This is a genomic window from Dechloromonas agitata is5 (assembly GCF_000519045.1).
In the GTDB taxonomy this organism is placed as follows: Bacteria; Pseudomonadota; Gammaproteobacteria; order Burkholderiales; family Rhodocyclaceae; genus Azonexus; species Azonexus agitatus.
In genome coordinates, this window is record NZ_KI912532.1 from 915549 (window position 1) to 936373 (window position 20825).

Here is a 20825-nt window from a genome sequence, read left to right on the forward strand (position 1 = left end):
CCGGGGGTCGGGCGTGGGTAGACCAGCCGGGAGCCCTGGCACCCCTGACCGATTGCGGCCATTGACCCAGGTCATCGCCACACCGGAAATCAACAAAAGGTTGCAATGATGGAACAGCAGGCAAACAGGATCGAACGTCGGCAATGCGACGTGCTGGTCATCGGCGGCGGCCCGGCCGGCTGCACCGTGGCGCCCTTGCTGGCTGAGCAGGGGCATCGCGTCGTGATGCTGGAAAAAGCCCGCCATCCGCGTTTCCATATCGGCGAATCGCTGCTTCCGGCCAACCTGCCGCTGTTCGAGCGCATGGGCATTGCCGACGAAGTGAAGGCGATCGGCATGCTCAAGCCAGGCGCCGAATTCGTTTCGCCCCACCACGATGCGTCGTCGGTCTTTCATTTTGCCGAAGCCTGGGACAAGACGATGCCGTTCGCCTACCAGGTCAGGCGCGACGAGTTCGATACCATCCTGATCCGCAACGCGGCGCATCAGGGCGTCGAAGTCCATGAAGGCTGCAAGGCCAGGGGGGTCGATTTCCTGCCCGACCGGACGGTTCTCGTGCGGGCCCGCCACGACGATGGCAGCGAGATCGAATGGCACGCCCGTTTCCTGGTCGATGCCTCGGGCCGCGATACCTTCCTCGCCAACCGCTTCCAGATCAAGCATCGCAATCCCCGCCACAACAGTTCCGCCATTTACGGCCATTTCGCCGGGGCGAAGCGCAACCCGGGGCAGGCGGCCGGCAACATCACCATCTTCTGGTTCGAACACGGCTGGTTCTGGTTCATCCCGATGCGCGACGACGTGACCAGCATCGGCATGGTGACCTGGCCGTACTACATGAAGACCAAGGGCGAGCGCAGCCTGGAGCAGTTCCTGCGCGACGGTATCGCGCAGTGCCCGAAACTGGCTGAACGCCTGGGCGAAGCCAAGCTGATCAACGAGGTCGAGGCGACCGGTAATTTCTCCTACGTTTCCGAGCGCAACCACGGGGACAACTACGTGATGCTCGGCGACGCCTATGCCTTCATCGACCCGGTGTTTTCGTCCGGCGTGTTGCTCGCAATGAACAGCGGCGTGATCGCCGCCGAGGCGATCGACACCTGTCTGAAGACGCCGGCCAAGGCGGTAGCGGCGCTAAAGAAATTCGATGCCTTGATGAAGCACGGGCCGAAGGAGTTTTCCTGGTTCATCTACCGGGTGACCAATCCGATCATGCGCGACTTCTTCATGGGCCCGCGCAACCTGTTCCGCACCAAGGAAGCCGTGCTCTCCATGCTGGCCGGCGACATATTCGGCAAGACGCCGATCTGGTCGTCGATCCGCGCCTTCAAGATGCTCTACTACATCGCCAACATCCTGCAGCCCCGGCGCGCCTATCTGGGCTGGAAGCGGCGCCGTTTCAACATTCGCAAGGTCGACGACGACGTCGTTTACAACGCCTAGTGACGCTGCGACTCGTTTCTTCCCCGTCCGCCGTCGCCCGGCAAGCCGGTCACGAACTCGGCGGTGCGTTGCTCGGCGAACTGCCCGACGGTGCCGGCCCGGCTTGGCCAGTGCAGCGCATCTGCGCACCCCTGCTCGGCACCCGAGTGCCGGCAATGCACGAAACCTGGCTGAGCGATCTGCCGCTGCAGGCCGGGTGCAGTGAGGGTATCGCCTGGTGCCGGACGGACGGCGTGCTCTACGGCGTACTCGAACTGGACGAAGCCGATTTTCCCGGAACGTCCGGCCGCTCGGCTTTGCAGGCGGCCAGCGCCGAAGCCTATCGCCGCCTGTTCCGCCTGCTCGACACACAGAACATGCCGCACCTGTGGCGGGTGTGGAACTACCTGGCCGACATCAACCTGGAAACCGGCGGCCTGGAACGTTATCGTCAGTTCAATATCGGCCGCCAGGATGCCTTCCTCGCATGCCGGCGCGGTGCCACCGGCAACGTGCCGGCCGCCTGTGCCATCGGCCTGGCCGGCGGGCCGCTCAGCATCGCCTTCATGGCCGGAACGACGCCCGCCGTGCCGGTCGAGAACCCGCGCCAGGTCAGCGCCTACAACTACCCGGCCGACTACGGCCCGCGCAGCCCGACCTTTTCCCGCGCTGTGCTGGCCTACCCGGCCGGTCAGGAGTTGCTGTTCGTTTCCGGTACGGCGAGCATTGTCGGGCACCAGACGGTGCACCCGGGCGACGTAGTCGCCCAGTGCCGGGAGAGCATGGCCAACATTGCCGCTGTCGTCGCCGAGGCCAACCGCTACTGCCGTTCGCCGGCCTTCGGCCTGGCTGCCCTGGGCTACCGGGTCTATGTCCGCCACGCCAACGATTTCGCCCGGGTGCGCGACACGCTGCAACCACTGATCGGCGGGGCCGAGGTGATTTATGTGCAGGCCGACATCTGCCGGGACGACCTGCTGCTCGAAATCGAGGCCTTTGCCTCGCATGCGCTGGAGAACTGACATGGCTGGAAGGTGGATGACCGGCAAAGCGGCTGTGCTGCTTGCCCTGACCGGAATGATGGCGGCGGCCCAGGCAGCGGAAGACAAACCGCTGTGGGAACTCGGCGCCGGCGTCGCCGCCTTCAGTTTTCCGTCTTATCGCGGTTCGGACCAGAGCAACAATTTCCTGATGCCGGTGCCGCATTTCACCTACCACGGCCAATTCCTGAAGGCGGACCGGCATGGCGTGCGCGGCAGTTTCTTCGATTCCGACCGTCTCGACCTGACGGTGTCCGCCGCCCTGTCGCCGCCGGCAAACAGCGACGACATCGCGGCGCGCACCGGGATGCCGGACCTCAAGGCAACCTTCGAGATCGGTCCGCAGATCGACCTCACCCTGTGGCGCTCGGCCAGCCGCGCCCGCTTCGTCAAGCTGCTGCTGCCCCTGCGCGCCGCCTTTACCGTCGAGGGTTCGCCCAAGGACATCGGCTGGGTGTTCCATCCCAAGCTGAACCTGGACATCACCGACCTCCCCGGCCTGCCAGGCTGGAATCTGGGCCTGCTGGCTGGCCCGCTGTTTGGCGACCAGCGCCAGCATGCCTACTACTACTCGGTCGCCCCGCAATACGCCAGTGCTGCCCGTCCGGCCTACGAGGCGGGTGCCGGCTATGCCGGCATGCAATACCTGGCGGCCGTTTCCAAGCGCTTCCCGAGCTACTGGGTCGGTGCCTTCGTGCGCTACGACAACCTGGGCGGTGCCACCTTCGCCGACAGCCCGCTGGTTCGCCAGAAGGACTACGTGGCCGGCGGCATCGCCATCACCTGGATCCTCGGGGAATCCTCGACCCGCGTGAAGGTCGATGACTGATCGCCGCCCGGGCGGCAATCCGCTGTGGGCTGTGTACGAGACCATCGCGATGGTCATCGGGCTGGGCACGCTGGCGCTGATCTGCCTGGGCTGGCTGCCCTTTGCCCTGCTTCTGCGTCCGCTGCTGCCGCGCCGCCGGGCGCAGGCCATCGGGCGTGGCTTCATCGCGAACGGTTTCCGCTGCTATCTGCGCATCCTGGAAATCTGCTGTGCCTGCCGTTTCGATCTGGGCGAACTCGATCGCCTGCGCGATGAGGGCCCGCTGATCGTTGCCGCCAATCACCCCTCGCTGCTCGATGCGGTGATGATCGTCTCCCGTCTGCCCAATGCGGTGTGCGTCATGAAGGCGTCGCTGATGGACAACCTGCTGTTCGGCGCGGCGGCCCGCCTCGCCCGCTACATCCGCAACGACGCGCCGCTGGCGATGATCCTCAATGCCCGCCAGGCCTTGCAGGACGGCGCCCGGCTGGTCATCTTCCCGGAGGGGACGCGCACCGGCAACTTCCCGCTCGATCCCTGTTCGCCGAGCACCGGCCTGATCGCCAATCGGGCGCGGGTGCCGGTGCAGACCGTGCTGATCGAGTTCTCGACGCCCTATCTCGGCAAGGCCTGGCCGCTTTTTCGCCGGCCGCAACTGCCGCTGACCTGCCGCATTCGCCTTGGCCGCCGGTTTGCGCCGCCAACCGACGTGCAGGCCTTTACCGGCGAACTGGAAGCCTATTTCCGGGCCGAACTGGGCGACAATGGCGGCTCGCCGGCCTGCCGCCCCGCCTGAATCCCGCCGCCATGCCCGTCCGTTCATCGACCCATCTCGTCCTGATTCCCAGCTACAACCCCGGCCTGCCGGTGCTCGACACGGTGCGCGCCGCCCGGGCGCAGTGGGCACCGGTCTGGGTCGTGGTCGATGGCAGCACCGACGGCACGGCCGAGCAGTTGCAGGCCCTGGCGGCGGGCGACGACGACCTGCGGGTGATCGTGCTGCCGGAAAACCGCGGCAAGGGCGCCGCCGTGCTCGAAGGCATCACGCAGGCTGCGGCATTGGGCTACACGCACGCCCTGACCATGGATTCCGACGGCCAGCACCCGGCCGAGTTGATCCCCACCTTCATGGCCGCGTCGCAGGCCGCGCCGGAACGGATGGTGCTCGGCAAGCCGGTCTTCGGGCCGGAGGCGCCGGCCCTCCGCGTCAATGGCCGCAAGGTGTCGAACGGCTGGGCCAACCTCGAAACGCTGTGGATGGGCATCGGCGATTCGCTGTACGGCTTTCGCGTCTATCCCATCGCGCCGCTGGTCAGCATCATGCGCGGCAACCGCTTCATGCGCCGCTTCGACTTCGACCCCGAAGCCGTCGTCCGCCTGTGCTGGGCCGGCGTGCGGCCGCTCAACCTCGACGCGCCGGTACGCTACCTGTCCGCGGCGGAAGGCGGCGTCTCGCACTTCAAGTACCTGCGCGACAACGCACTGCTCACCTGGATGCATACCCGGCTCTTCATCGGCTTCGTGCTGCGCCTGCCGCGCCTGCTGATCCGCTACCTGATGGCCGGCACCGAATGAATACGACGGAAATCTTCCTGATCGCCATGACGATCATCTTCACCGTTCCCTGGCTGATCTGGCGCCTCGGACGGACCGATTACTACGCGCCGCTCGTCGTCGTCCAGATCATCACTGGCATCCTGCTCGGGCCGGGCATCCTCGGCAAGGTCTTCCCCGACTACTACGGCTTCGTCTTCAACCCGGCCGTCGTCCAGTCGCTGAACGGCATCGCGTGGTGGGCGGTGATGCTGTTCGTGATGATCGCCGGCGTCGAGCTCGACCTCAGGAAGGCCTGGGCGCATCGCCGCGAGAGCGGCATCACCGCTGGCCTGGCGCTCGGCACGCCGCTCCTCTTCGGCTGTCTGGCTGCCGCGCTGCTGCTCGGCTTCGATGGCTGGATGGGGCGGCAGGCGCAGACCTGGCAATTCGTCGTCGGCGTCGGCATGGCCTGTGCGGTGACCGCGCTGCCCATCCTGATCCTGCTTATGGAGAAGCTCGACATCCTGCGCCAGCCCATCGGCCAGCGCATCCTGCGCTATGCCAGCCTGGACGACATTGCCATCTGGGGCGTCCTGGCCCTGATCCTGATGGACTGGGAGCGCATCGGCCGGCAGGGGGCTTTCCTCGTCGCCTTTTCCGTCGCCGCCTGGGGTTTTCACCGGCTGATGGTCCGGCTGGCCGAGCGCGACCGCTGGTATATCGCGCTGATCTGGCTGGCCGCCGTGGCCTTCGGCGCCGACTGGGCCGGGCTCCACTTCATGGTCGGCGCTTTCCTGGCCGGAGCGAGCATGGAAGCCGAGTGGTTCGACCAGGAGAAGATGGACCTGCTGCGTCACCACGTGCTGCTCGTCATCATGCCGGTCTTCTTCCTGAGCACTGGCCTGCGGACCAACTGGGAGGTCGGCGGGGCCGCCGTCTTCGTCGCCGCCGGCCTGCTGCTGGTTGCCTCGATCGCCGGCAAGCTGCTCGGCGTGCAACTGGCCGGCCGCATCCTGAAATGGGAAGCGGGTGAGGCGGGTATCATCGGCTGGTTGTTGCAGACCAAGGCGCTGATCATGATCATCTTTGCCAACATCCTGCTCGACAAGCAGATCATCACCAGCGAAACCTTCACTGCGCTGCTGCTCATGGCGGTGGCCAGTACCATGCTCACCGTGCCGGTCGTCGCGCCGCGGCTGGCCCGCCTGCCATCGCTGATCCGGCGCAGCGCCTGAGGAGGAACGCATGCCCTATGCACCGGAAACCCTGAGCCGCGCCCAGGTGGACGCCCTGCCCGGCCCGACGCTGCTCGAATTTGGCGCCAACTGGTGCGGCCACTGCCAGGCGGCGCAGGCACCCATCACCGCAGCCCTGCAAGGCCTGGCGGGCCTGCGCCACATCCGGGTCGAGGACGGCCCCGGCCGGCCGCTCGGGCGCAGCTACCGCGTCAAGCTGTGGCCGACGCTGATCCTGTTGCGTGACGGGCAGGAGATCGAGCGCCTGGTGCGCCCGGCGGATGCCGCAACGATTGCGACAGCCCTCGCCCGCCTGACTGGCGTCTGAGACTCAGGCCGGCGGGCGACGCGCCTGCCAGGCCGCCAGTTCGGCCGGATCGATGAAGGTTTCCAGCCGGTTGATATTGCCCGGCAGCTGGTTGCCTTCCCATTGTTCCGTCGCCCAGCGCTTGACGTTGGCGTGCAGGTCGCCGTGTTCGATGGCATGGGCGAGTTCGACTTCGATGGCGTGGATGTCATCCGCTGCCGAACTCAGGGATTTTGCCGCGTCATGCAGGCTCAGCTGGTTTGTCACATTCATGATGCGCTCCTTGCCCGATCGGGTTCAGCCACTGTAGCAGAGTGGCTGGTACCCGCCGAGGCCGGGCTCAGTAACGCGGATAGCGGGCGTTCTCGGCCTCGATGCGGCGCAGCGTCGCCTTTTCCTGAGCTAGCCGGCGCTCGGCTTCGTACACGCGTTGCTGCTCCTCGCGCAGGCGTTCCTGTTCCTGGCGCTGTGCCTCACGCTGGCGTTCCCTTTCAGCCTGCTGCTCGGCGCGCTGCACGTCACGCGATACCTGCCGGCCGTAAGCCAGGTCGCGTTCATGTTCGAGCCGGGCCCGGGCTTCCTCGCGCTGGCGCTGGTATTCCGCATCGCGGGCTGCCCGCCGGTCGCGTTCGGCCTGTTCCCGTTCCTGCTGGGCGGCGATCTCGGCCTGCCGGACGGCAGCCGCCGCAGCCGCCTGCTCCCGTTCAAGGGCAGCCCTCTCGCGGTCGGCCTGGTATTTGGCGTAGCCCAGGCCGCAGGCACCGATCAACACGGCGAGCACAGCCAGGCGCAGGCGCGGCGATACGGCCGGTTCCGGTGGACCGTCATCGGCCGTACGGGCAGCGAGCCGGGCATCGTAGGCCTGGCGGCGGACCGGGTCGGAGAGCGTGGCGTAGGCCTCGCGCAGGGCGATCAACTGGTTGGTGGCATCCTCGCCGCGCTCCGGGTCGCTGACCAGCGCCGCCTGGGTGTCCTGCAAGCGCCGATAACTGGCCGCGATGCTCTCCGGGCTGGCCGTCTGGCTGACTTCGAGCAGGTCATAGAGGGTCTTTGCCATGGCGGTTCCTCAGCGCGGGCGACGCGGGATATCCGCCGGGCTGGCCGGGCCGGGGACGACCAGCACGCCACCCGGCGTCCGCCGGTCGCGTTCGGCCTTGTATTCGAGTTCCTTCAACTGCGAGTGATTGCGCATGTGCTGCACCTCCGCCTGCCGGAGCTGGCTGCGGCTCACCCGGTCGGCCTGATGGTCCACCCGGTTGGCGTCGGCGGCGCAGGGCAGGTCGGAAATGATCGTTTTGCCGGCCTGCGTGCACTTATAAGTGGCGGCTGCCGCATTGCCGGTGAGCAGGCAGGCGGTCAGCGCCAGGGTACAGCCAATATGGATGCGCATTATTCTCATTTACCCAAGATGATTTGGCGCGATTCTAGAGATTCCCGAGCGGGTCGGCAATCGGTGGCTGAACGTCAGATCATCCCGCCGTTGATCGAAATTACCTGCCCGGAAATGTACGCCGCCCGGTCGGAGGCGAGGAAAGCAACGAGGTCGGCGACTTCTTCCGGCTGGCCGGCGCGTTTCATCGGCACCAGTTGCTTGATGGCATCGGTGTCGAAGGCGTTTTCGCTCATGTCGGTGGTGATGATGCCGGGAGCGACGGCGTTGACCGTGATGCCGCGACTGGCCAGTTCCAGGGCCAGCGATTTGCTGGCGGCGTGCAGGGCGCCCTTGGCGGCCGAGTAGTTGACCTGGCCGCGATTGCCGGCCAGGCCGGCGACCGACGTAATGGTGACGATGCGGCCCCAGCGGGTGCGGATCATCGGCATGGTCAGCGGTTGCGTGACGTTGTAGAAGCCGTTCAGCGAGACAGCGATGACCGAATCCCACTGCGTGCCGGACATGCCGGGGAAAACGGCATCGGCGTGGATGCCGGCATTGTTGACCAGGATCTGGATGGCACCGCTTTCGAGCAGTTTTTCCAGCGCGGCGGCGGTGGCGGTGCGGTCGGTGACGTCGAAGGTGACCGCTTCGGCGCTGCCGCCTGCTTGCCGGATGGTGGCGACGACCGCTTCGGCTTTATCCAGGCTGCGGTTGGCGTGCACGATGACGTGATGGCCGTCGGTGGCGAGGCGCCGGCAGATGGCGGCACCGATGCCACCGCTACCGCCGGTGACGAGGGCGCGTTTCATGGTTGCTCCTGGCTCAGGACCGTGGCGTCGAGGACGACGGCGGCGCGGCCTTCGAGCAGGCAGCGGCCGGCGTGGCTGACGGAAAACTGGTAGAGGATGTGGTTGGCGTCGCCGGACAGGCGCTCGGCCGCGACCCGCAGTTCGTCGGCCAGATCGTCGAGGCGGGCGACATGCAGCGTCACGCCGCGCACGCTGGTCAGGTAGCCCTGGCGCGGTGTGCCGTCATCGCCGGCGAGCAGCGCGCCATGCACGGCCATGGCCTGCGCGGCGTATTCGATGCCGTTGGCGGCGCCCAGGCGGCCGTCGGCGCGCAGCGGGTTGGCCGGGTCGGCATGGCTGGTGGCGCGGCAGGTGATGCGCGCGTCGTCCCAGTCGAGCACCGCATCGAGCAGGCACATGCTGCCCTGGTGCGGGATGCGGGCGGCGATTCCGGCGCGGTCTAGCACGGTTGCAGGGCGATGCTCAGTTGCATCGGCGGCAGATAGTCGACGACCAGCGAGCCGCCCTCGCCCAGCGCCAGCCGGTGCAGCAGCGGCAAGGCACGGAGGGCCGGGATGGCAATGCGCAGGGTTTCCAGCGCCGCGTCGGCCAGCGGTTCGGCAACGGCGGCGGTCGGACGGACGGTGATCTGCGCCAGCGAGCGCGGCGTGCGATCCGGCGCCAGAACCAGCCCAATGCCGGCGCAATCCGGCACGGGGCGCGTCGCGAACAGGGGTTCGGGATATTCGCTGTCGTAGGCGATGAGCAGTGTCGTCTGCCGGTCGACGACGACCTGGCCGAGCGCGTCGAGCAGGCCGGCGCCGAAGCTGGCGTCGTAGGCGCAGATGACCTGGCAGGGCGCCATGGCGCCGGTGGCGATACCCCAGTAGCCGGCGGCGGCGTTGTGCACCGAATTGTGGAAGCGGGTCGGCGAAATCTGGCGGTCATCGCTGGCCAGTTGTTCGCACAGGGCGTGGCAGTTGTGGCCGTCGGCACCGGAGGCGGAAAAGACGGTAGCCAGTTGGGCGACATCGGCGCCAGCTTGGGCGACATCGGCGCCAGCTTGGGCGGCGGCTTCCAGCCCGACGGCGAGGGCGAGCTTGACGACCCGGCTGGCGCGGCGTCGTTCGGCCGGCGGCAGGATGGCCGGGGCGGGCAGGACGGTCGGCACATGGGCGTACACCTGCTCACCGCGCAGCACGGCGCGGGCGGTCGGCCAGTCGGGCAGGCCGGGGGCGAGACAGCCGACGCCTTCGAGCCAGGCGGTCAGGGGCGGGTTCATGGTGCGACTCCGAAGATCAGGCTGCAGTTGCTGCCGCCGAAGCCGAAGGAATTGCTCAGCACATGACGGGGATGGGCGGGCCGGCCCTGCAGCAGGTAGTCGATGGGCAGGGCCGGATCGCGGCGGTGCGTTCCCGGGCTGCCGGGCAGGAAGCCGTCGGTCAGCGCCAGGGCGCAGATCACCGCTTCGACGGCCCCGGCGGCGCCCAGTGTGTGGCCGGTGGCGCCCTTGGTCGAACTGCACGGCACGCGGTCGCCGAACAGCGCGGCGACGGCCTTGCCCTCGGCTGCGTCATTGGCTGGCGTGGCAGTGCCGTGCAGGTTGATGTAGTCGATGTCGGCGGTGCCCAGGCCGGCCGAGCGCAGTGCGGCCTGCATGGCCAGCCTGGCACCCAGCCCTTCCGGGTGCGGCGAGGACATGTGGTAGGCGTCGCTCGATTCGCCGGTGCCGAGCAGCAGGACCGAGCCGGCTGCCGGCGTATTGGCAACCCCGTCGGCGCGTTCGAGCAGCGCGAAGGCGGCGCCTTCGCCGATCGAGATGCCGTCACGTTCGGCGTCGTAGGGGCGGCAGGGTTGCGGCGAGGTCAGCTGGAGCGAGGCGAAGCCGTACAGCGTGGTCAGGCACAGGGTATCGACGCCGCCGACGATGGCCGCGTCAATGCTGCCGAGTGCCAGCTGGCGGGCAGCGGCGGCGAAGACCTTGGCGCTCGACGAGCAGGCAGTCGAAATGGCCATCGCCATGCCGGTGAGGCCGAAGTAGTCGCGGGTGAATTCGGCCAGCGAGAAGGAGTTGTGCGTCGTCCGGTAATGGAAGTCGGCGGGTAGCGCGCCGGTTTGTGGATCACGGCGGCGGTAGGCCAGTTCGGTCTGCAGGATGCCGGCCGTGCTGGTGCCGAGGAAGATGCCCACCCGGTCCCGGCCGTGCCGGGCAATGGCCTGACGCACCCGCTCGGCGAAACCGTCGGTTTCGAGCGCCATCTGCGTCAGGCGGTTGTTGCGGCAGTCGTAGGCGGCGAGCGGGGCCGGCAGGCGCTCGTTGTCGACGCCCGGTACCTCGCCGATCCAGGTGGCGAGCTCGACCGTCTCGAAGGCGCACGGCGCCAGCCCGCTACGGCCCTCGCGCAAGGCTGAGCGGGTGGCGGCAAGGCCGCGCCCGAGGCAGGTCGTCGCGGTGGTGGCGGAAAGAAGCAGCGGGGTCACGGTTCCGGTCCGTTTCGGTAAAAGGCGATTTTAACAGAGCCCCCCGGCCCGGCTCCCTGCCCCGGATGGCGCCCAGCGAGCCGCTGGCGAAGGGGGGCCGTTTAGCGGAAGTTGCCCCGCCCGAGGCAGGTCTTGTAGCGCCCCTCGACCCGGCGGGCGAACCATTCGGTGGTCAGCTTGCGGCTGATCTTCGGGCTCTTCAGGTCGATCTGCGGCATGGCCTGGCGGGGTAGCGGCTTGCCCGCCTTGTCGGCCAGCGCGAAAACCCGGGTGAATAGCGGGCTGCGGCTGAAGGCCGCCGTCTTTTCGAGCAGCAGGTCGCGGCGGATTTGCGGCCGGCTCATCTCCAGCTGGTAGGCGATACCCAGCGCTGCATCCTCGACGCTGCTCGCGACATTGGCCGGCAGGCCGTTCTCATAGCGCAGCAGGTCACCGTCCGGTGCCAGCGGCTTGCCGCTGACCTTGCCCAGGGCGATCTGGAAAGCGGCGTTGCGGCTGCTGTAGCGGCCGGCGTTGAAATCGGCGAAGCGATAGACGACCTGGTCGTAAGGCACTTCGTAGTCGAGCAGGATGGCGCTGCCGAAATAGATGCCGCCGCGCCGGGTGAACACCTCGTTGCGCAGTTTTTTGGCGATCGGATACGGGTAGCTGCGTTCCTTGACGTGCTGGCTGGCGAATTCGATGCTGACCTGCATCGGGCCGCCGGTGCGTACCGGGTTGTAGTCGGCGAAAAGCTGCCGGCCGAAAGGCAGTTCGCCGATCATGTCCTCGAACAGGTCATTGAGCTGGGTTTCGGTCTTCAGTGCGTCGATCCGCTCGTTGTAGGTCTTGCCAGTCGGCGAGGTCTTGCTCAGCGCGGCGGTGACGAGCAGCGACGGCACGGCGAAGCGCCCGGCGCGCGCCTCCAGTTCCTTGCGCACGATGGCGGGCAGGCCGGGTACCACCGGCTCGGCCTGGAAGCTCGATTCCTGCTCGATGATGGCCATGGCCGCGCAATAGGTCTGCGTCGCGTGCGGCACGTCCAGCGCCTTGAAGGCGGTGTACAGGTCTTCTGCCCAGCCGGCCTTGTCCTTCACCGCCGCCGGCAGCAGGCGAACGATGCGCTTGCGGACTTCCGCCTCACTCAGTGCGGTCGGCCAGGCCCTCGCCGTCTTGCCGTCTGCCCGCCGCGCCATGTCGGGCGGCAGGGGCGGCCCTTCACCCTCGCCCTCCTCGAAGGTCGAACAACCGGCGAGCAGGAGGGCCGTCAGCAGGGCCGGGAGGAGCAGGCGGCGCATTGGATCAGCCCGGAACGCGGCAAACCAGCATGACGTTGGCGAAGGGCTTGCCTTCGTTCATCGGGTCGGTTTCCACCGTGAAGCCATGGCTTTCGAGAAGTGCCACCCAGTCGGCGAGCGTCCGGCAGTAAAGACGCGGCAGGCGGTGGCCGCGGACGAAGGTGACGGCATGGTCGACCCAGTTGCACAGGTGGTAGGGCAGCCCGGCCGAGGCGTCGCCGACGCGGGTGAGGAACAGGCCGCCCGGCGGCAGGGCGGCGCGGATGCGGCGGATGACGTCCGTCTGGCGGGCGTGGTCGAAGTAATGCAGGGCGTCGAGGATGGTGATCACGTCGGCGTGGCCGAAATCGGCCGTCGTCATGTCGCCCTGCTCGATGCGGACGATCGGGTGGTGCGCTCCGAAGGCCAGGGCGGCGCGGTCCACGTCCTTCTGCATCAGCTCGATGCCATGCAGCAGCAGCGGCTTCGGGGCGGCCGGCCAGTCCTTCGGCCAGTGGCCGGCTTCGTACAGCTGGCGGGCGGCGAGCAGCCAGGCGAACAGGCTGCCCTGGCCGCAGCCGAGGTCGAGGTAGCGGCCCGGCGCGGTGAACAGGCCGCGCTTGAGGATTTCACGGAAGATGCTGTCGGAGGACAGCTTGCCGCGCGCGTAGTGGTAGGCGAAATGGCCGCCGGGGCGGAAGGGGCGGCTGGCTTCGTCGAGCAGTTGGTTGAGGAAACGCTTGGTCATGAAATGGCTTGGTTCAGCGTGACGGGGTTGAGTTCCTTTTCGCGCAGCACGGCGAGCAGGCGGGGTAGCACGGCGAGGATGACCGGCTGGCCGTCCGCCGTGCGGGCGGCGTGGCCGTCGTGCAGGAGCAGGATGTCGCCGGGGGCGAGATCACGGGTCAGGCGGGCCAGGACGGTGTCCGGGTCGCCGCAGCGCGTATCGTAGGGGCGGCGCGTCCAGGCGGCGAGCCGGATGCCGAGCCGGTGCAGCACCGGGTCGAGGAAGGGGTTGCGCAAACCGGCGGTGGCGCGGAAATAGCGCGGCGGTTGGCCGGTGATGCCGGCCAAGGTGGCCTGGCCGGCGGCGATGTCGGCCCGCATGCGGCGCGGCCCGAAAAAAGCGAAGGCCTTGGAATGGCTGTCGCCATGGTTCTCGACCTGATGGCCGCGGGCGACGATGTCCCGGCACAGGGCCGGATTTTCGCGGGCGCGCCAGCCGATGCAGAAGAACGTGGCGCGGGCACCGGCTGCGTCGAGGATGTCGAGCACCTGCGGCGTGACGTCCGGGTCTGGTCCGTCGTCGATGGTGATCGCCACCTCGCGCAGCGCGACGGAAGCCGGCGGCAGGCGGGTCAGGTTGGGGCCGAGCAGGGTTGAGCGCGGCAGCAGGCCGGCGACGGTGATCACCGCATGGTTGATGACCAGCGCGCCGAGTGCCCAGGGCCAGATGGCCGGCGCGAGCAGGCAGCCGACTGCGGCGCCGGCGTGGATGGCGAAGGTGGCGCGGAGGGCGGGCGAGGGTTTCCAGCGGTTCGGCATGCTCAGGCAGTCAGGAGGCTGCGGTCGAGAAAATGTTCCCACAATCGGCCCCAGGCCGGCCAATCGTGGCCGCCGGCCACCACCTGCCGGGCAGCCGGCGGAAAGCGGTCGGCGATGGCCTGCATGCCGGGCGCGAAGCGGTCCTCGCGGCCATGGCCGACGAAAACCGGCAGGTCGGCCGGTGGCGCCTTGAGCCAGCGGTAGGCGCGGAATTCCGGGTCGGCCAGTTCCGCGGCTGTCGGCGTCCAGGCGTCCAGTCCGCCGGCCCGGGCGATGGCATTGGTGGTCAGCCGGCTGCCCGGATACGGTGCGATCAGGCACAGGCCGTCGGCCAGGCCGGGGTGGTCGGCATTCAGGCAAAGGGCGAGCAGGCCGCCGAGCGAAATGCCGCCCAGCCAGAGCCGGGCGTATCGGGCGCGGGCCGGGCGGAGAATCTGGTCGACGACGGCCGGGATCGCTTCGCCGCTGGTCACCGCATCGACGCCGAGGTCGATGGCCTGCAGGTCGACCGCAAGGCGGCGGGCGGCGACGGTCGGGAAGCAATGCTCGGCATAGTGCTCGGGCGTCATGTAGGCGCCCGGTAGCAGGACGAGCAGCGTATCGCCGCCGGAGGTCTGATGCAGGCTGCGCAGGGGCTGGCTCATGCCTGCTCCGGCCGGCTGACGAAACAGGCGGCGAGCAGCAGCGCCAGGATGGCGCCGGGGCCAACCGTGGCGCCGACTGCATGCAGCACCGGCACATCGGACAGGGCCAGCGTGCCGAAGCCGATGGCCGTGGTCAGGTTGGCGACGACCATCGAGACCAGCGTCGCGTCGTCCAGCTCACCGGTCTGCCCGGCATGGTCGAAGAACAGCGCGTAGTTGGAGCCGACGGCGACGATGAGCAGCATGCCGATCAGGTGCAGCAGGTGGAGTTGCTCGCCGGCCAGGTGCAGGCTGGCGATGACCAGGGCGACCGAAGCGAGCAGCGGCAGGAGCAGGCGGCCGAGGCGGCGGGCCGAGCGCAGCGTGGTGGCGAGCAGGCCGACGATGGCGACGAAGCCGGCCAGCGAGAGCAGCGTCGCTTCGTCCAGGTAGTCGTTGTACAGCGTGTCGAACTCGTGCTTCATGTCCACGAACAGTGCGCCGGAACCGGCCAGCGCGGCGCGCACCGGCTCGATGGCGATATCGACGCCCTGCTCGCCGCCCGGCGGGCGCAAGGGCAGCAGTACGCTCCAGCCGGTCGACCGCTGCAACAGCAGGGAATCGACGGCCAGCGCCAGGCCGGTGCCGTCCAGCGTGGCGCGGTCGATATGGCCGTGCAGCCGGGTCTGCTCGAGGTCGGCGAGGAAGCCCCCCAGCTTGTGGGCGGCCAGCGGCGAATCGGCCAGCGCGGCCTTCAGGCGCGGCTGCAGCTCGGTCGTGGGCGGCAGGCTGGCGCGGCGTTCGGCCTGCCGGGCAGCGGAGGGCAGGAAGCGGGCCGGACTGTCGTAGCCGCCGATGAGGCCGGTAGCGATCAGGCCATCCAGCTGCTCGCCGGCCCGCTCGGCGGCCTGCAGGGCCGATTCGCGGTCGGCGGCGGTGATCACCACCATGTAGCGGGCATCCGGGGCGGAAATGTCGGCGCGCAAGGCCTGGTCGATGGCGCCATCCTCGGCGCTGACCGTGCTCAGGGCCGACAAGTTGGGGTGCCACAGGTGGTCGCGGTTGACGGCAAGCAGTATGGCAGCAGCCACGGTGAGCGCGAGTACCGGCCAGCGCAGGACCTGGAGCAGTGCAATGCCGCGCTTGAGGACGGGACCGAAATGGCTCAGGTCGCGCAGCCGGATGTCGCTGCCGGCCAGCGGTGGCAGGATGTAGCGGGTGACCAGCGCGGCGGTCAGTACCCCGCTCAAGGCGTAGAGGCCGAGCTGGGCGAGTCCGGGAAAACCGGAAAAAAGCAGCGCGGCGAAACCGCCGACCGAGGTCAGTACGCCGAGGCGGATGGTCGGCCAGAAGCGCGCCCGCCACGGGTCGACGCCGAGCCGGCCAGACTGCACGAAATAGTAGATGGAGTAATCGACCGCCTCGCCGATCAGGGCCGAGCCGAAGCCGACCGTGATGCCGAATACCGTGCCGTAAGCCAGGCTGACGGCGACGATGCCGGCCAGCGCACCGCTCACCACCGGCAGCAGGCCGAGGGTCATCAGGCGCGGCGAGCGATAGACGAAGAACAGCACGGCGACGATGGCCAGCGTGCTGATCAGGGTCAGGCGGCTGACTTCGTGCTGGATGGTCGTCCGCGACTTGACGGCGAACAGGCCGGGACCGGAGAGCTGCAGGCGGAGTTCGCCGGCCGGGGCAAGGGCGGCGAAGGTGCTGCGGATCAGGCCAATGGCCCTCTCCTGGCCGTCGGTGTCGGAGCCGAGCGCCGCGGTCTGGATGAGCAGCATGGCCCGCTCGCCATCGCGCGAAGCCCACACGCCGTCCCGCACATTGGGCTGGGCGCCGGCGTTGAGGCCGGCGATCATCTCGACCAGTTCGCCGGTCGGGTCGCGCGGCAGCAGCGGCTTGAGCATCAGGCCGGCCGGCGAGGCGAGCAGGTCGATGCTGTTGGCGACGGCCGCGCGCAGGCCCTCCTCGGTGAAGCGCGCCGGGGTGACGGCCGGGCTGAGCAGGTAGCGGTGGGCAAACAGGAAATCGCGGTCGGCATCCTGGCTGCCGCTTTCGCCGTTCTGCACCGAAACGAATTCAGGCAGGGCGCCGAGCCGGGCGCGCAATTGGCGGGAGGCGGCCGCCCGCCCGGCCGGGTCGCCGCCCTCGACCGCCACCATCAGCAGGCGCGACACGACGCCCTCCTTCAGCTGGTCGACCAGGACCTGCTGCTCGGCACTCGGCCTGGCGGGCAGGAAGAAGCTCATGTCGGCCGAAAAACGGCTGTGCCAGACGACCAGCGCACCGGCGGCCATGGCCAGCAGCCAGAGAAGGAAGGCGCGTGTCGCCGGCCGGGTCATTGGGTTTCGACCGGGTCGATGTTCAGCACCGCCCGGTCGCCGTCGGCCTGCAGGTATTCGATGACGCGCACCTGGTTCTTGCTGCCGCTGACCGTGATGCGCTGCACCAGGCTGGCGATCTTCTGGTCGCTGGGCAGCAGGGTGAGCACCCATTTGTCGCGGTTGCCGGCCAGGTGTAGCGCGTAGTTCTTCTCCAGCGCCGCCCGGTTGCCGGACAGCGTACCGCGGATGCTGTCCACGAAGGCGAGTGCCTCGGGCTGGTTGGCCAGGTTGATCGACAGCTTCTGCTTGTCGCGTTCGATGGACAGGATGTCCTTGTCGAGAATCATCGTTTCGACCTTGGGGGTCAGCGTCCGCTTCTCCAGACGGTCGGGCGCCGTATAGGTCATTTCGCCGGTGGCGACGACCGGCTTGTCGAGGATGGCGAAGTACTTCTTCTCGACGAACTTCGCCTTGCCGCCCTTGTGGCGGGCCAGGTCGCCCATCAGCTGGCCGATGTCGAAGGCGGCGCTGGCGGTAGTGGCAATGGCGAGCAGGAACAGGCAGCCGAGCAGGCGTTTGATCATTTTTTCAGCCAGAAATCGAAGAAATTGAACCAGTTGTAGGGCGCCTGCCGGCAAAAATGGCTCAGGCGGTCGGCGTAGCGTTGCATGGCGGCGCGGATGGCGGCATCGCGATCGGCGCGCGGCGTCTGTGAAAAATCAGCCAGCGGCTCGAAGTGCAGGCGGTAGCGGTTGCCGCCGAGGTAAAGCCCGGTCATGAAGAAGACCGGCCGGCGCAGCAGGGCAGCCATCCGCCAGGGGCCGACCGGGAAGGGGGCCGGCTGGCCGAGGAAATCGCAAGGGATGGTCGCATCGTCGCCCAGGCTGCGGTCGGCCAGCATGCCCACCGCGTAGCCGGCTTCCAGCTTGTCGCGGGCCTGCAGCATGGAATCCATCCGGCCGAGCGGGATGATGTCCTGGCTGGCCGCCGGGTTGATTGCTTCCAGCGTGGCGTTGATCTTGCGGGCGTTTTCCTCGTACATCAGCATCGCCACCGGCAGCCCGCCCTGCCCCCGGCCGACGGCGCGCAGCGCCTCGAAGCTGCCGAGGTGGGCGCCGATCAGCAGCACGCCGGGCTGGCTGCGGGCTGCCGCGCTGACCGCCGCTTCGCCGATCACCTCGATATCGAACAGGTCGAAACGGTCGTTGAGCAGGTAGATGCGGTCGTGGATGGTGCTGGCGAAGCTGAAGACATGGCGGTAGCCGTCCGACCATTCGGCCCAGCGGCCGAGCGCCCGGTGCAGGTAGTCGCGGCTGCAGCGGCGGGCCTTCGGTGAAAAGAGCACGAAATAGGCGGCAATGCCGTGCAGGACGAGGCGGCCGATGGCGCGGCCGAAGGTCAGCGAGATCCAGACCATCAGCTTGAGGATGGCGAGATTGCTGCGTTCCTGCTGGCGCCGCCAGTCGGCTGCGGCGGGTTTTCCCGGGTTCATGGCGCGGGCGGCGTCAGGCTGCCGGCGGCGATGTCGCGGCCGGCAGCCTGCACGGCGAAGGCAATCGCCCCGCTGGCTTTCTGCTGCAGCGCGAACGTCAGCGTTTCCCCGGGGCCGACCGGGCTGAAGAACTTGGCGTTGCCAACCTGCCAGGCCAGCCCCGGGCGACCGAGCAGGATTTCGGCAAAGTGGATCGCCCGGTCAAGCAGCACGACGCCCGGCACGATGGGGCGGCCCGGGAAATGGCCGGCAAAGGCCGGATGGTCGGTCGGCACGTGCCAGGCGAATTCAGCTTCGGCCATGCCCTGCCCTTTCCACGTGCTCGGCATAGAGCGTCTGCAGGCCGCTGCGCGGCAGCTTGCCGGTGCTGTTGCGCGGCAATTCATCGACCAGCACCAGCGGCCGTGGCAGGAAGATGGCTTCGATCCGCTGGCGCAGCACGACGGTGATCTGGCGGGCCGTCAGGCCGGGGGCGACGACGAAGGCCGCCAGCCGGGTAATGCCGTCCGGGCTTTCCTCGTCGGGCAGGAAGAAGGCCCCGTCCGCCACGCCCGGCACGGCAGCCAGCTGATGGTTCAGGTAGGCGAGCGAGGTGCGCTTGCCGGCGATGTTGATCAGGTCGGCATGCCGGCCGTGCAGCAGGAAACGGCCGTCAGGCAGCAATTCGATGACGTCGGACAGCGCGACCCGCCCCTCGACATGGCCGGCACAGGCCAGCGTGTGGTCGCCGTCCTGCTCCAGGCGCACGCCGGGCAGCAGGGTCCACGTCGCCCCGTCGGTCGTCCGCCGGCTGGCCAGCTGGCCGGACTCGGTCGAGCCGTAGATTTCGAGCAGTGGTGCGCCAGTCCGCGTCTCGGCCTCGGTCGCCAGCTTGGTCGATAGCGGAGCGGTGGCGGAGAGCAGCAGGTCGACGGCCGGCAGATCGATGCCGGCGGCGAGCAGCGCCGACAGGTGGAAGGGCGTCGTGACCAGCAGGCGCGGTTGCGGCACGGCGGCCAGCGTACTGGCGATGTCCTGCGGGTAGAAGGGTTTGCCCGACCAGAACGGACAGCCGCCGTGCAGGGCGAGCAGGAAGGTCGATTCGAAGCCGTAACTGTGCTGCACCGGCACGGTGCCGACCAGGACATGCGGCCGACGGTCGAGGCCCAGCGCCTGGGCCCCGGCCCGGCCGTTCAGCACCAGCTTGCCCCAGGTTTTCTTCTGCGCCTGCGGCAGGCCGGTCGAACCCGAGGTGAACAGGATGGCGGCCAGGTGGTCGACGGCAATCTGCGGGATGGTCGGGGTGCTCCGGCCACGGACCAGGAGCGGGAAGTCGAAACGTGACAGCTCCGGCGTCTCGACCGGGTCGTCGCACAAGGCAACCAGATCGGGGAAATCGGCGGCCAGGCGGCGGAAGGTTTCCGGTGATTGCGACGAGGGCTGCAGGCTGGTCATGCCGCGCAGCAGGCCGGCCGCGAAACCGACTGCGAAGCGGTAGCGGTCGTGGCACAGGTTGAGCAGGTGGCCGGTGGCCGGCAACCGTTCGGCCAGCGCATGCACGTCGGCCAGGTAGTCGCCGACGCTGACCGGGCCTTCCGGGCGCCAGGCGAAGACGGCGGCGAGGTCGTCGCCGGCGAGCAAGGGGAGGCGATTCATGACGGATTGGCCGGCGGTGTCTGTTTGCTGTGCAGGCGATAGGCGCGGGCAACCTGGGCCAGGCTGGGCCTTTCCTCCGGCGGCAGGACGATGAGGCGCCAGATGTGCTCGGCGGCGAACATGGCGGCGAGCAGCGGCATCGACAACAGGTTGGCGTAGATCGACCATACCGATGGCGGTGCGAACAGCCAGAGGATGACGGAAACCAGCGCGTTGCCCAGGAAGAACAGCGTCCAGGCCAGCGTTGCCTGGCGGGTATGGCGTCGCTTGCGCTCGGACAGCGCGCCCTGATGGACGGCGCGCGCCAGCTGGGTGATCAGCGCCTCGCCGCCGCCGAGCAGGCTGCGTCCGAACAGGGTGCCGAGCGCCAGGTTGGTGCCGAGGTGCTGGACGAAGAACAGCAGGGCGACGTTCTGGCGCAGGGTCGGCCACAACCAGACGATGGCGCCGAGCATGGCCAGGTTGCCGCCGCCGGCCAGCAGCGGGTAGCGGCTGCGCCAGAGGAGCAGACCGACCGCCGCCATGATCGGCGTCACACCGAGCAGGACCGACAGATCGGCCGAGCCTTCGCCGGCGCTGCCGACGTGGGCGAGCAGTGCCCAGGCAACGAGAAAGGCGACCACGGCCAGGCCGCGCAGCAGCTGGGCCGGGGTCACGGTCATTGCGTGCGCTGGCTGGCGATATGCGTCGCCAGGGCGCGCAGCGACGAGAAGATGCGGACGTTGTCCTGATTGTCCGACTTGAGCTGGAAGCCGTACTTCTTCGAGATGACCAGGGCGATTTCCAGCACGTCGATCGAATCCAGGCCGAGGCCGTCGCCGAACAGCGGCGCGTCGGCCTCGATTTCGGCCGGGCTCATGTCGAGGTTGAGGGCCGTGACGATCAGGTCGGCGACTTCCGGCAACAGGGCGTCGACGGCTTCCGGAGAAATGGCTTGGGACATGACGGAATT

The 20825-nt window shown here is 68.4% G+C and carries 25 protein-coding genes; 7 read left to right on the forward strand and 18 right to left on the reverse strand.

Annotated elements, in window-relative coordinates:
- The first annotated feature begins 108 nt into the window (after nt 1-108).
- From K420_RS0104540 to K420_RS0104570, 7 genes are read left to right on the forward strand one after another with little or no spacing between them, the layout of a single operon-like run.
- On the forward strand, nt 109-1443 hold the full coding sequence (locus tag K420_RS0104540) for an NAD(P)/FAD-dependent oxidoreductase (protein ID WP_035855290.1): 1335 nt from the start codon (nt 109-111) through the stop codon (nt 1441-1443).
- Entirely contained in the window at nt 1443-2444 is a 1002-nt protein-coding gene (locus K420_RS0104545) for a chorismate transformation enzyme, FkbO/Hyg5 family (RefSeq protein ID WP_027457007.1), read from the forward strand. The genes K420_RS0104540 and K420_RS0104545 overlap by 1 nt, the downstream gene beginning before the upstream one ends.
- Nucleotide 2445: 1 nt before the next feature.
- Entirely contained in the window at nt 2446-3291 is an 846-nt protein-coding gene (locus tag K420_RS0104550) for a MipA/OmpV family protein (RefSeq protein WP_088177828.1), read from the forward strand.
- Nucleotides 3284-4066 carry a lysophospholipid acyltransferase family protein gene (locus tag K420_RS0104555; RefSeq protein ID WP_027457009.1) on the forward strand — a complete coding sequence of 261 codons (783 nt, stop codon included), beginning with the start codon at nt 3284-3286 and terminating at the stop codon, nt 4064-4066. Before K420_RS0104550 ends, K420_RS0104555 begins: the two co-directional genes overlap by 8 nt.
- A gap of 11 nt (nt 4067-4077) precedes the next feature.
- Entirely contained in the window at nt 4078-4845 is a 768-nt protein-coding gene (locus K420_RS0104560) for a glycosyltransferase family 2 protein (protein ID WP_035854523.1), read from the forward strand.
- Nucleotides 4842-6041 (forward strand): cation:proton antiporter, encoded by a 1200-nt coding sequence (locus K420_RS0104565; RefSeq protein ID WP_027457010.1) that lies wholly within the window; start codon nt 4842-4844, stop codon nt 6039-6041. The genes K420_RS0104560 and K420_RS0104565 overlap by 4 nt, the downstream gene beginning before the upstream one ends.
- Before the next feature lie 10 nt (nt 6042-6051).
- A complete protein-coding gene (locus K420_RS0104570; protein ID WP_027457011.1) occupies nt 6052-6369 on the forward strand; it encodes a thioredoxin family protein in 318 nt (105 codons plus the stop codon).
- Between the two features lie 3 nt (nt 6370-6372).
- On the opposite strand, the gene K420_RS0104575 is transcribed toward K420_RS0104570, so the two are convergent.
- The 18 genes from K420_RS0104575 to K420_RS0104660 form a co-directional block, all read right to left on the reverse strand.
- Nucleotides 6373-6621, reverse strand: coding sequence for a hypothetical protein (locus K420_RS0104575; RefSeq protein ID WP_027457012.1), 249 nt, complete (start codon nt 6619-6621; stop codon nt 6373-6375).
- A gap of 67 nt (nt 6622-6688) precedes the next feature.
- Nucleotides 6689-7405 (reverse strand): DnaJ domain-containing protein, encoded by a 717-nt coding sequence (locus K420_RS19605; protein ID WP_027457013.1) that lies wholly within the window; start codon nt 7403-7405, stop codon nt 6689-6691.
- Nucleotides 7406-7414: 9 nt separating this feature from the next.
- Nucleotides 7415-7738, reverse strand: a complete 324-nt coding sequence (locus K420_RS0104585; RefSeq protein WP_027457014.1) for a DUF4124 domain-containing protein — start codon at nt 7736-7738, stop codon at nt 7415-7417.
- 74 nt (nt 7739-7812) lie between these two features.
- Complete coding sequence (fabG, locus tag K420_RS0104590) at nt 7813-8532, reverse strand: 3-oxoacyl-ACP reductase FabG (protein ID WP_027457015.1); 720 nt, start codon at nt 8530-8532, stop codon at nt 7813-7815.
- Nucleotides 8529-8978 (reverse strand): hotdog family protein, encoded by a 450-nt coding sequence (locus K420_RS0104595; protein WP_027457016.1) that lies wholly within the window; start codon nt 8976-8978, stop codon nt 8529-8531. Before K420_RS0104595 ends, fabG begins: the two co-directional genes overlap by 4 nt.
- Nucleotides 8972-9793 (reverse strand): beta-ketoacyl synthase chain length factor, encoded by an 822-nt coding sequence (locus K420_RS0104600; protein ID WP_027457017.1) that lies wholly within the window; start codon nt 9791-9793, stop codon nt 8972-8974. The genes K420_RS0104595 and K420_RS0104600 overlap by 7 nt, the downstream gene beginning before the upstream one ends.
- Nucleotides 9790-10992, reverse strand: a complete 1203-nt coding sequence (locus tag K420_RS0104605) for a beta-ketoacyl-[acyl-carrier-protein] synthase family protein (protein WP_027457018.1) — start codon at nt 10990-10992, stop codon at nt 9790-9792. Before K420_RS0104605 ends, K420_RS0104600 begins: the two co-directional genes overlap by 4 nt.
- A gap of 101 nt (nt 10993-11093) precedes the next feature.
- Entirely contained in the window at nt 11094-12269 is a 1176-nt protein-coding gene (locus K420_RS0104610; RefSeq protein ID WP_027457019.1) for a DUF1615 domain-containing protein, read from the reverse strand.
- Nucleotides 12270-12273: 4 nt separating this feature from the next.
- Complete coding sequence (locus K420_RS0104615; protein ID WP_027457020.1) at nt 12274-12996, reverse strand: class I SAM-dependent methyltransferase; 723 nt, start codon at nt 12994-12996, stop codon at nt 12274-12276.
- On the reverse strand, nt 12993-13793 hold the full coding sequence (locus K420_RS0104620; protein WP_027457021.1) for a polysaccharide deacetylase family protein: 801 nt from the start codon (nt 13791-13793) through the stop codon (nt 12993-12995). The genes K420_RS0104615 and K420_RS0104620 overlap by 4 nt, the downstream gene beginning before the upstream one ends.
- 2 nt (nt 13794-13795) lie before the next feature.
- A complete protein-coding gene (locus tag K420_RS0104625) occupies nt 13796-14437 on the reverse strand; it encodes a hypothetical protein (RefSeq protein ID WP_027457022.1) in 642 nt (213 codons plus the stop codon).
- Nucleotides 14434-16764: an MMPL family transporter gene (locus K420_RS0104630; RefSeq protein WP_027457023.1), complete on the reverse strand. Its 2331-nt coding sequence runs from the start codon at nt 16762-16764 to the stop codon at nt 14434-14436. Before K420_RS0104630 ends, K420_RS0104625 begins: the two co-directional genes overlap by 4 nt.
- Nucleotides 16761-17330 (reverse strand): LolA-related protein, encoded by a 570-nt coding sequence (locus tag K420_RS0104635; protein WP_027457024.1) that lies wholly within the window; start codon nt 17328-17330, stop codon nt 16761-16763. Before K420_RS0104635 ends, K420_RS0104630 begins: the two co-directional genes overlap by 4 nt.
- Nucleotides 17327-18238 (reverse strand): LpxL/LpxP family acyltransferase, encoded by a 912-nt coding sequence (locus K420_RS0104640; RefSeq protein WP_027457025.1) that lies wholly within the window; start codon nt 18236-18238, stop codon nt 17327-17329. Before K420_RS0104640 ends, K420_RS0104635 begins: the two co-directional genes overlap by 4 nt.
- Entirely contained in the window at nt 18235-18540 is a 306-nt protein-coding gene (locus K420_RS20685) for a 3-hydroxyacyl-ACP dehydratase FabZ family protein (protein ID WP_027457026.1), read from the reverse strand. Before K420_RS20685 ends, K420_RS0104640 begins: the two co-directional genes overlap by 4 nt.
- Nucleotides 18527-19873 carry an AMP-binding protein gene (locus K420_RS0104650; protein WP_027457027.1) on the reverse strand — a complete coding sequence of 449 codons (1347 nt, stop codon included), beginning with the start codon at nt 19871-19873 and terminating at the stop codon, nt 18527-18529. The genes K420_RS20685 and K420_RS0104650 overlap by 14 nt, the downstream gene beginning before the upstream one ends.
- The gene (locus K420_RS0104655) at nt 19870-20535 is read right to left on the reverse strand and encodes a COG4648 family protein (protein ID WP_027457028.1); all 666 of its coding nucleotides are present in this window, start codon (nt 20533-20535) and stop codon (nt 19870-19872) included. Before K420_RS0104655 ends, K420_RS0104650 begins: the two co-directional genes overlap by 4 nt.
- Nucleotides 20532-20816 (reverse strand): phosphopantetheine-binding protein, encoded by a 285-nt coding sequence (locus K420_RS0104660; RefSeq protein WP_027457029.1) that lies wholly within the window; start codon nt 20814-20816, stop codon nt 20532-20534. The genes K420_RS0104655 and K420_RS0104660 overlap by 4 nt, the downstream gene beginning before the upstream one ends.
- Nucleotides 20817-20825 lie beyond the last annotated feature (9 nt).

What these genes read in the sequence shown, in the direction of transcription:
- K420_RS0104540 (WP_035855290.1), top strand. Translation starts at nt 109, where the DNA reads ATGGAACAGCAGGCAAACAGGATCGAACGTCGGCAATGCGACGTGCTG.
- K420_RS0104550 (WP_088177828.1), top strand. Translation starts at nt 2,446, where the DNA reads ATGGCTGGAAGGTGGATGACCGGCAAAGCGGCTGTGCTGCTTGCCCTG.
- K420_RS0104555 (WP_027457009.1), top strand. Translation starts at nt 3,284, where the DNA reads ATGACTGATCGCCGCCCGGGCGGCAATCCGCTGTGGGCTGTGTACGAG.
- K420_RS0104560 (WP_035854523.1), top strand. Translation starts at nt 4,078, where the DNA reads ATGCCCGTCCGTTCATCGACCCATCTCGTCCTGATTCCCAGCTACAAC.
- K420_RS0104565 (WP_027457010.1), top strand. Translation starts at nt 4,842, where the DNA reads ATGAATACGACGGAAATCTTCCTGATCGCCATGACGATCATCTTCACC.
- K420_RS0104570 (WP_027457011.1), top strand. Translation starts at nt 6,052, where the DNA reads ATGCCCTATGCACCGGAAACCCTGAGCCGCGCCCAGGTGGACGCCCTG.
- K420_RS0104575 (WP_027457012.1), bottom strand. Translation starts at nt 6,621, where the DNA reads ATGAATGTGACAAACCAGCTGAGCCTGCATGACGCGGCAAAATCCCTG.
- K420_RS19605 (WP_027457013.1), bottom strand. Translation starts at nt 7,405, where the DNA reads ATGGCAAAGACCCTCTATGACCTGCTCGAAGTCAGCCAGACGGCCAGC.
- K420_RS0104585 (WP_027457014.1), bottom strand. Translation starts at nt 7,738, where the DNA reads ATGCGCATCCATATTGGCTGTACCCTGGCGCTGACCGCCTGCCTGCTC.
- fabG (WP_027457015.1), bottom strand. Translation starts at nt 8,532, where the DNA reads ATGAAACGCGCCCTCGTCACCGGCGGTAGCGGTGGCATCGGTGCCGCC.
- K420_RS0104600 (WP_027457017.1), bottom strand. Translation starts at nt 9,793, where the DNA reads ATGAACCCGCCCCTGACCGCCTGGCTCGAAGGCGTCGGCTGTCTCGCC.
- K420_RS0104610 (WP_027457019.1), bottom strand. Translation starts at nt 12,269, where the DNA reads ATGCGCCGCCTGCTCCTCCCGGCCCTGCTGACGGCCCTCCTGCTCGCC.
- K420_RS0104615 (WP_027457020.1), bottom strand. Translation starts at nt 12,996, where the DNA reads ATGACCAAGCGTTTCCTCAACCAACTGCTCGACGAAGCCAGCCGCCCC.
- K420_RS0104620 (WP_027457021.1), bottom strand. Translation starts at nt 13,793, where the DNA reads ATGCCGAACCGCTGGAAACCCTCGCCCGCCCTCCGCGCCACCTTCGCC.
- K420_RS0104625 (WP_027457022.1), bottom strand. Translation starts at nt 14,437, where the DNA reads ATGAGCCAGCCCCTGCGCAGCCTGCATCAGACCTCCGGCGGCGATACG.
- K420_RS0104630 (WP_027457023.1), bottom strand. Translation starts at nt 16,764, where the DNA reads ATGACCCGGCCGGCGACACGCGCCTTCCTTCTCTGGCTGCTGGCCATG.
- K420_RS0104635 (WP_027457024.1), bottom strand. Translation starts at nt 17,330, where the DNA reads ATGATCAAACGCCTGCTCGGCTGCCTGTTCCTGCTCGCCATTGCCACT.
- K420_RS0104640 (WP_027457025.1), bottom strand. Translation starts at nt 18,238, where the DNA reads ATGAACCCGGGAAAACCCGCCGCAGCCGACTGGCGGCGCCAGCAGGAA.
- K420_RS20685 (WP_027457026.1), bottom strand. Translation starts at nt 18,540, where the DNA reads ATGGCCGAAGCTGAATTCGCCTGGCACGTGCCGACCGACCATCCGGCC.
- K420_RS0104650 (WP_027457027.1), bottom strand. Translation starts at nt 19,873, where the DNA reads ATGAATCGCCTCCCCTTGCTCGCCGGCGACGACCTCGCCGCCGTCTTC.
- K420_RS0104655 (WP_027457028.1), bottom strand. Translation starts at nt 20,535, where the DNA reads ATGACCGTGACCCCGGCCCAGCTGCTGCGCGGCCTGGCCGTGGTCGCC.
- K420_RS0104660 (WP_027457029.1), bottom strand. Translation starts at nt 20,816, where the DNA reads ATGTCCCAAGCCATTTCTCCGGAAGCCGTCGACGCCCTGTTGCCGGAA.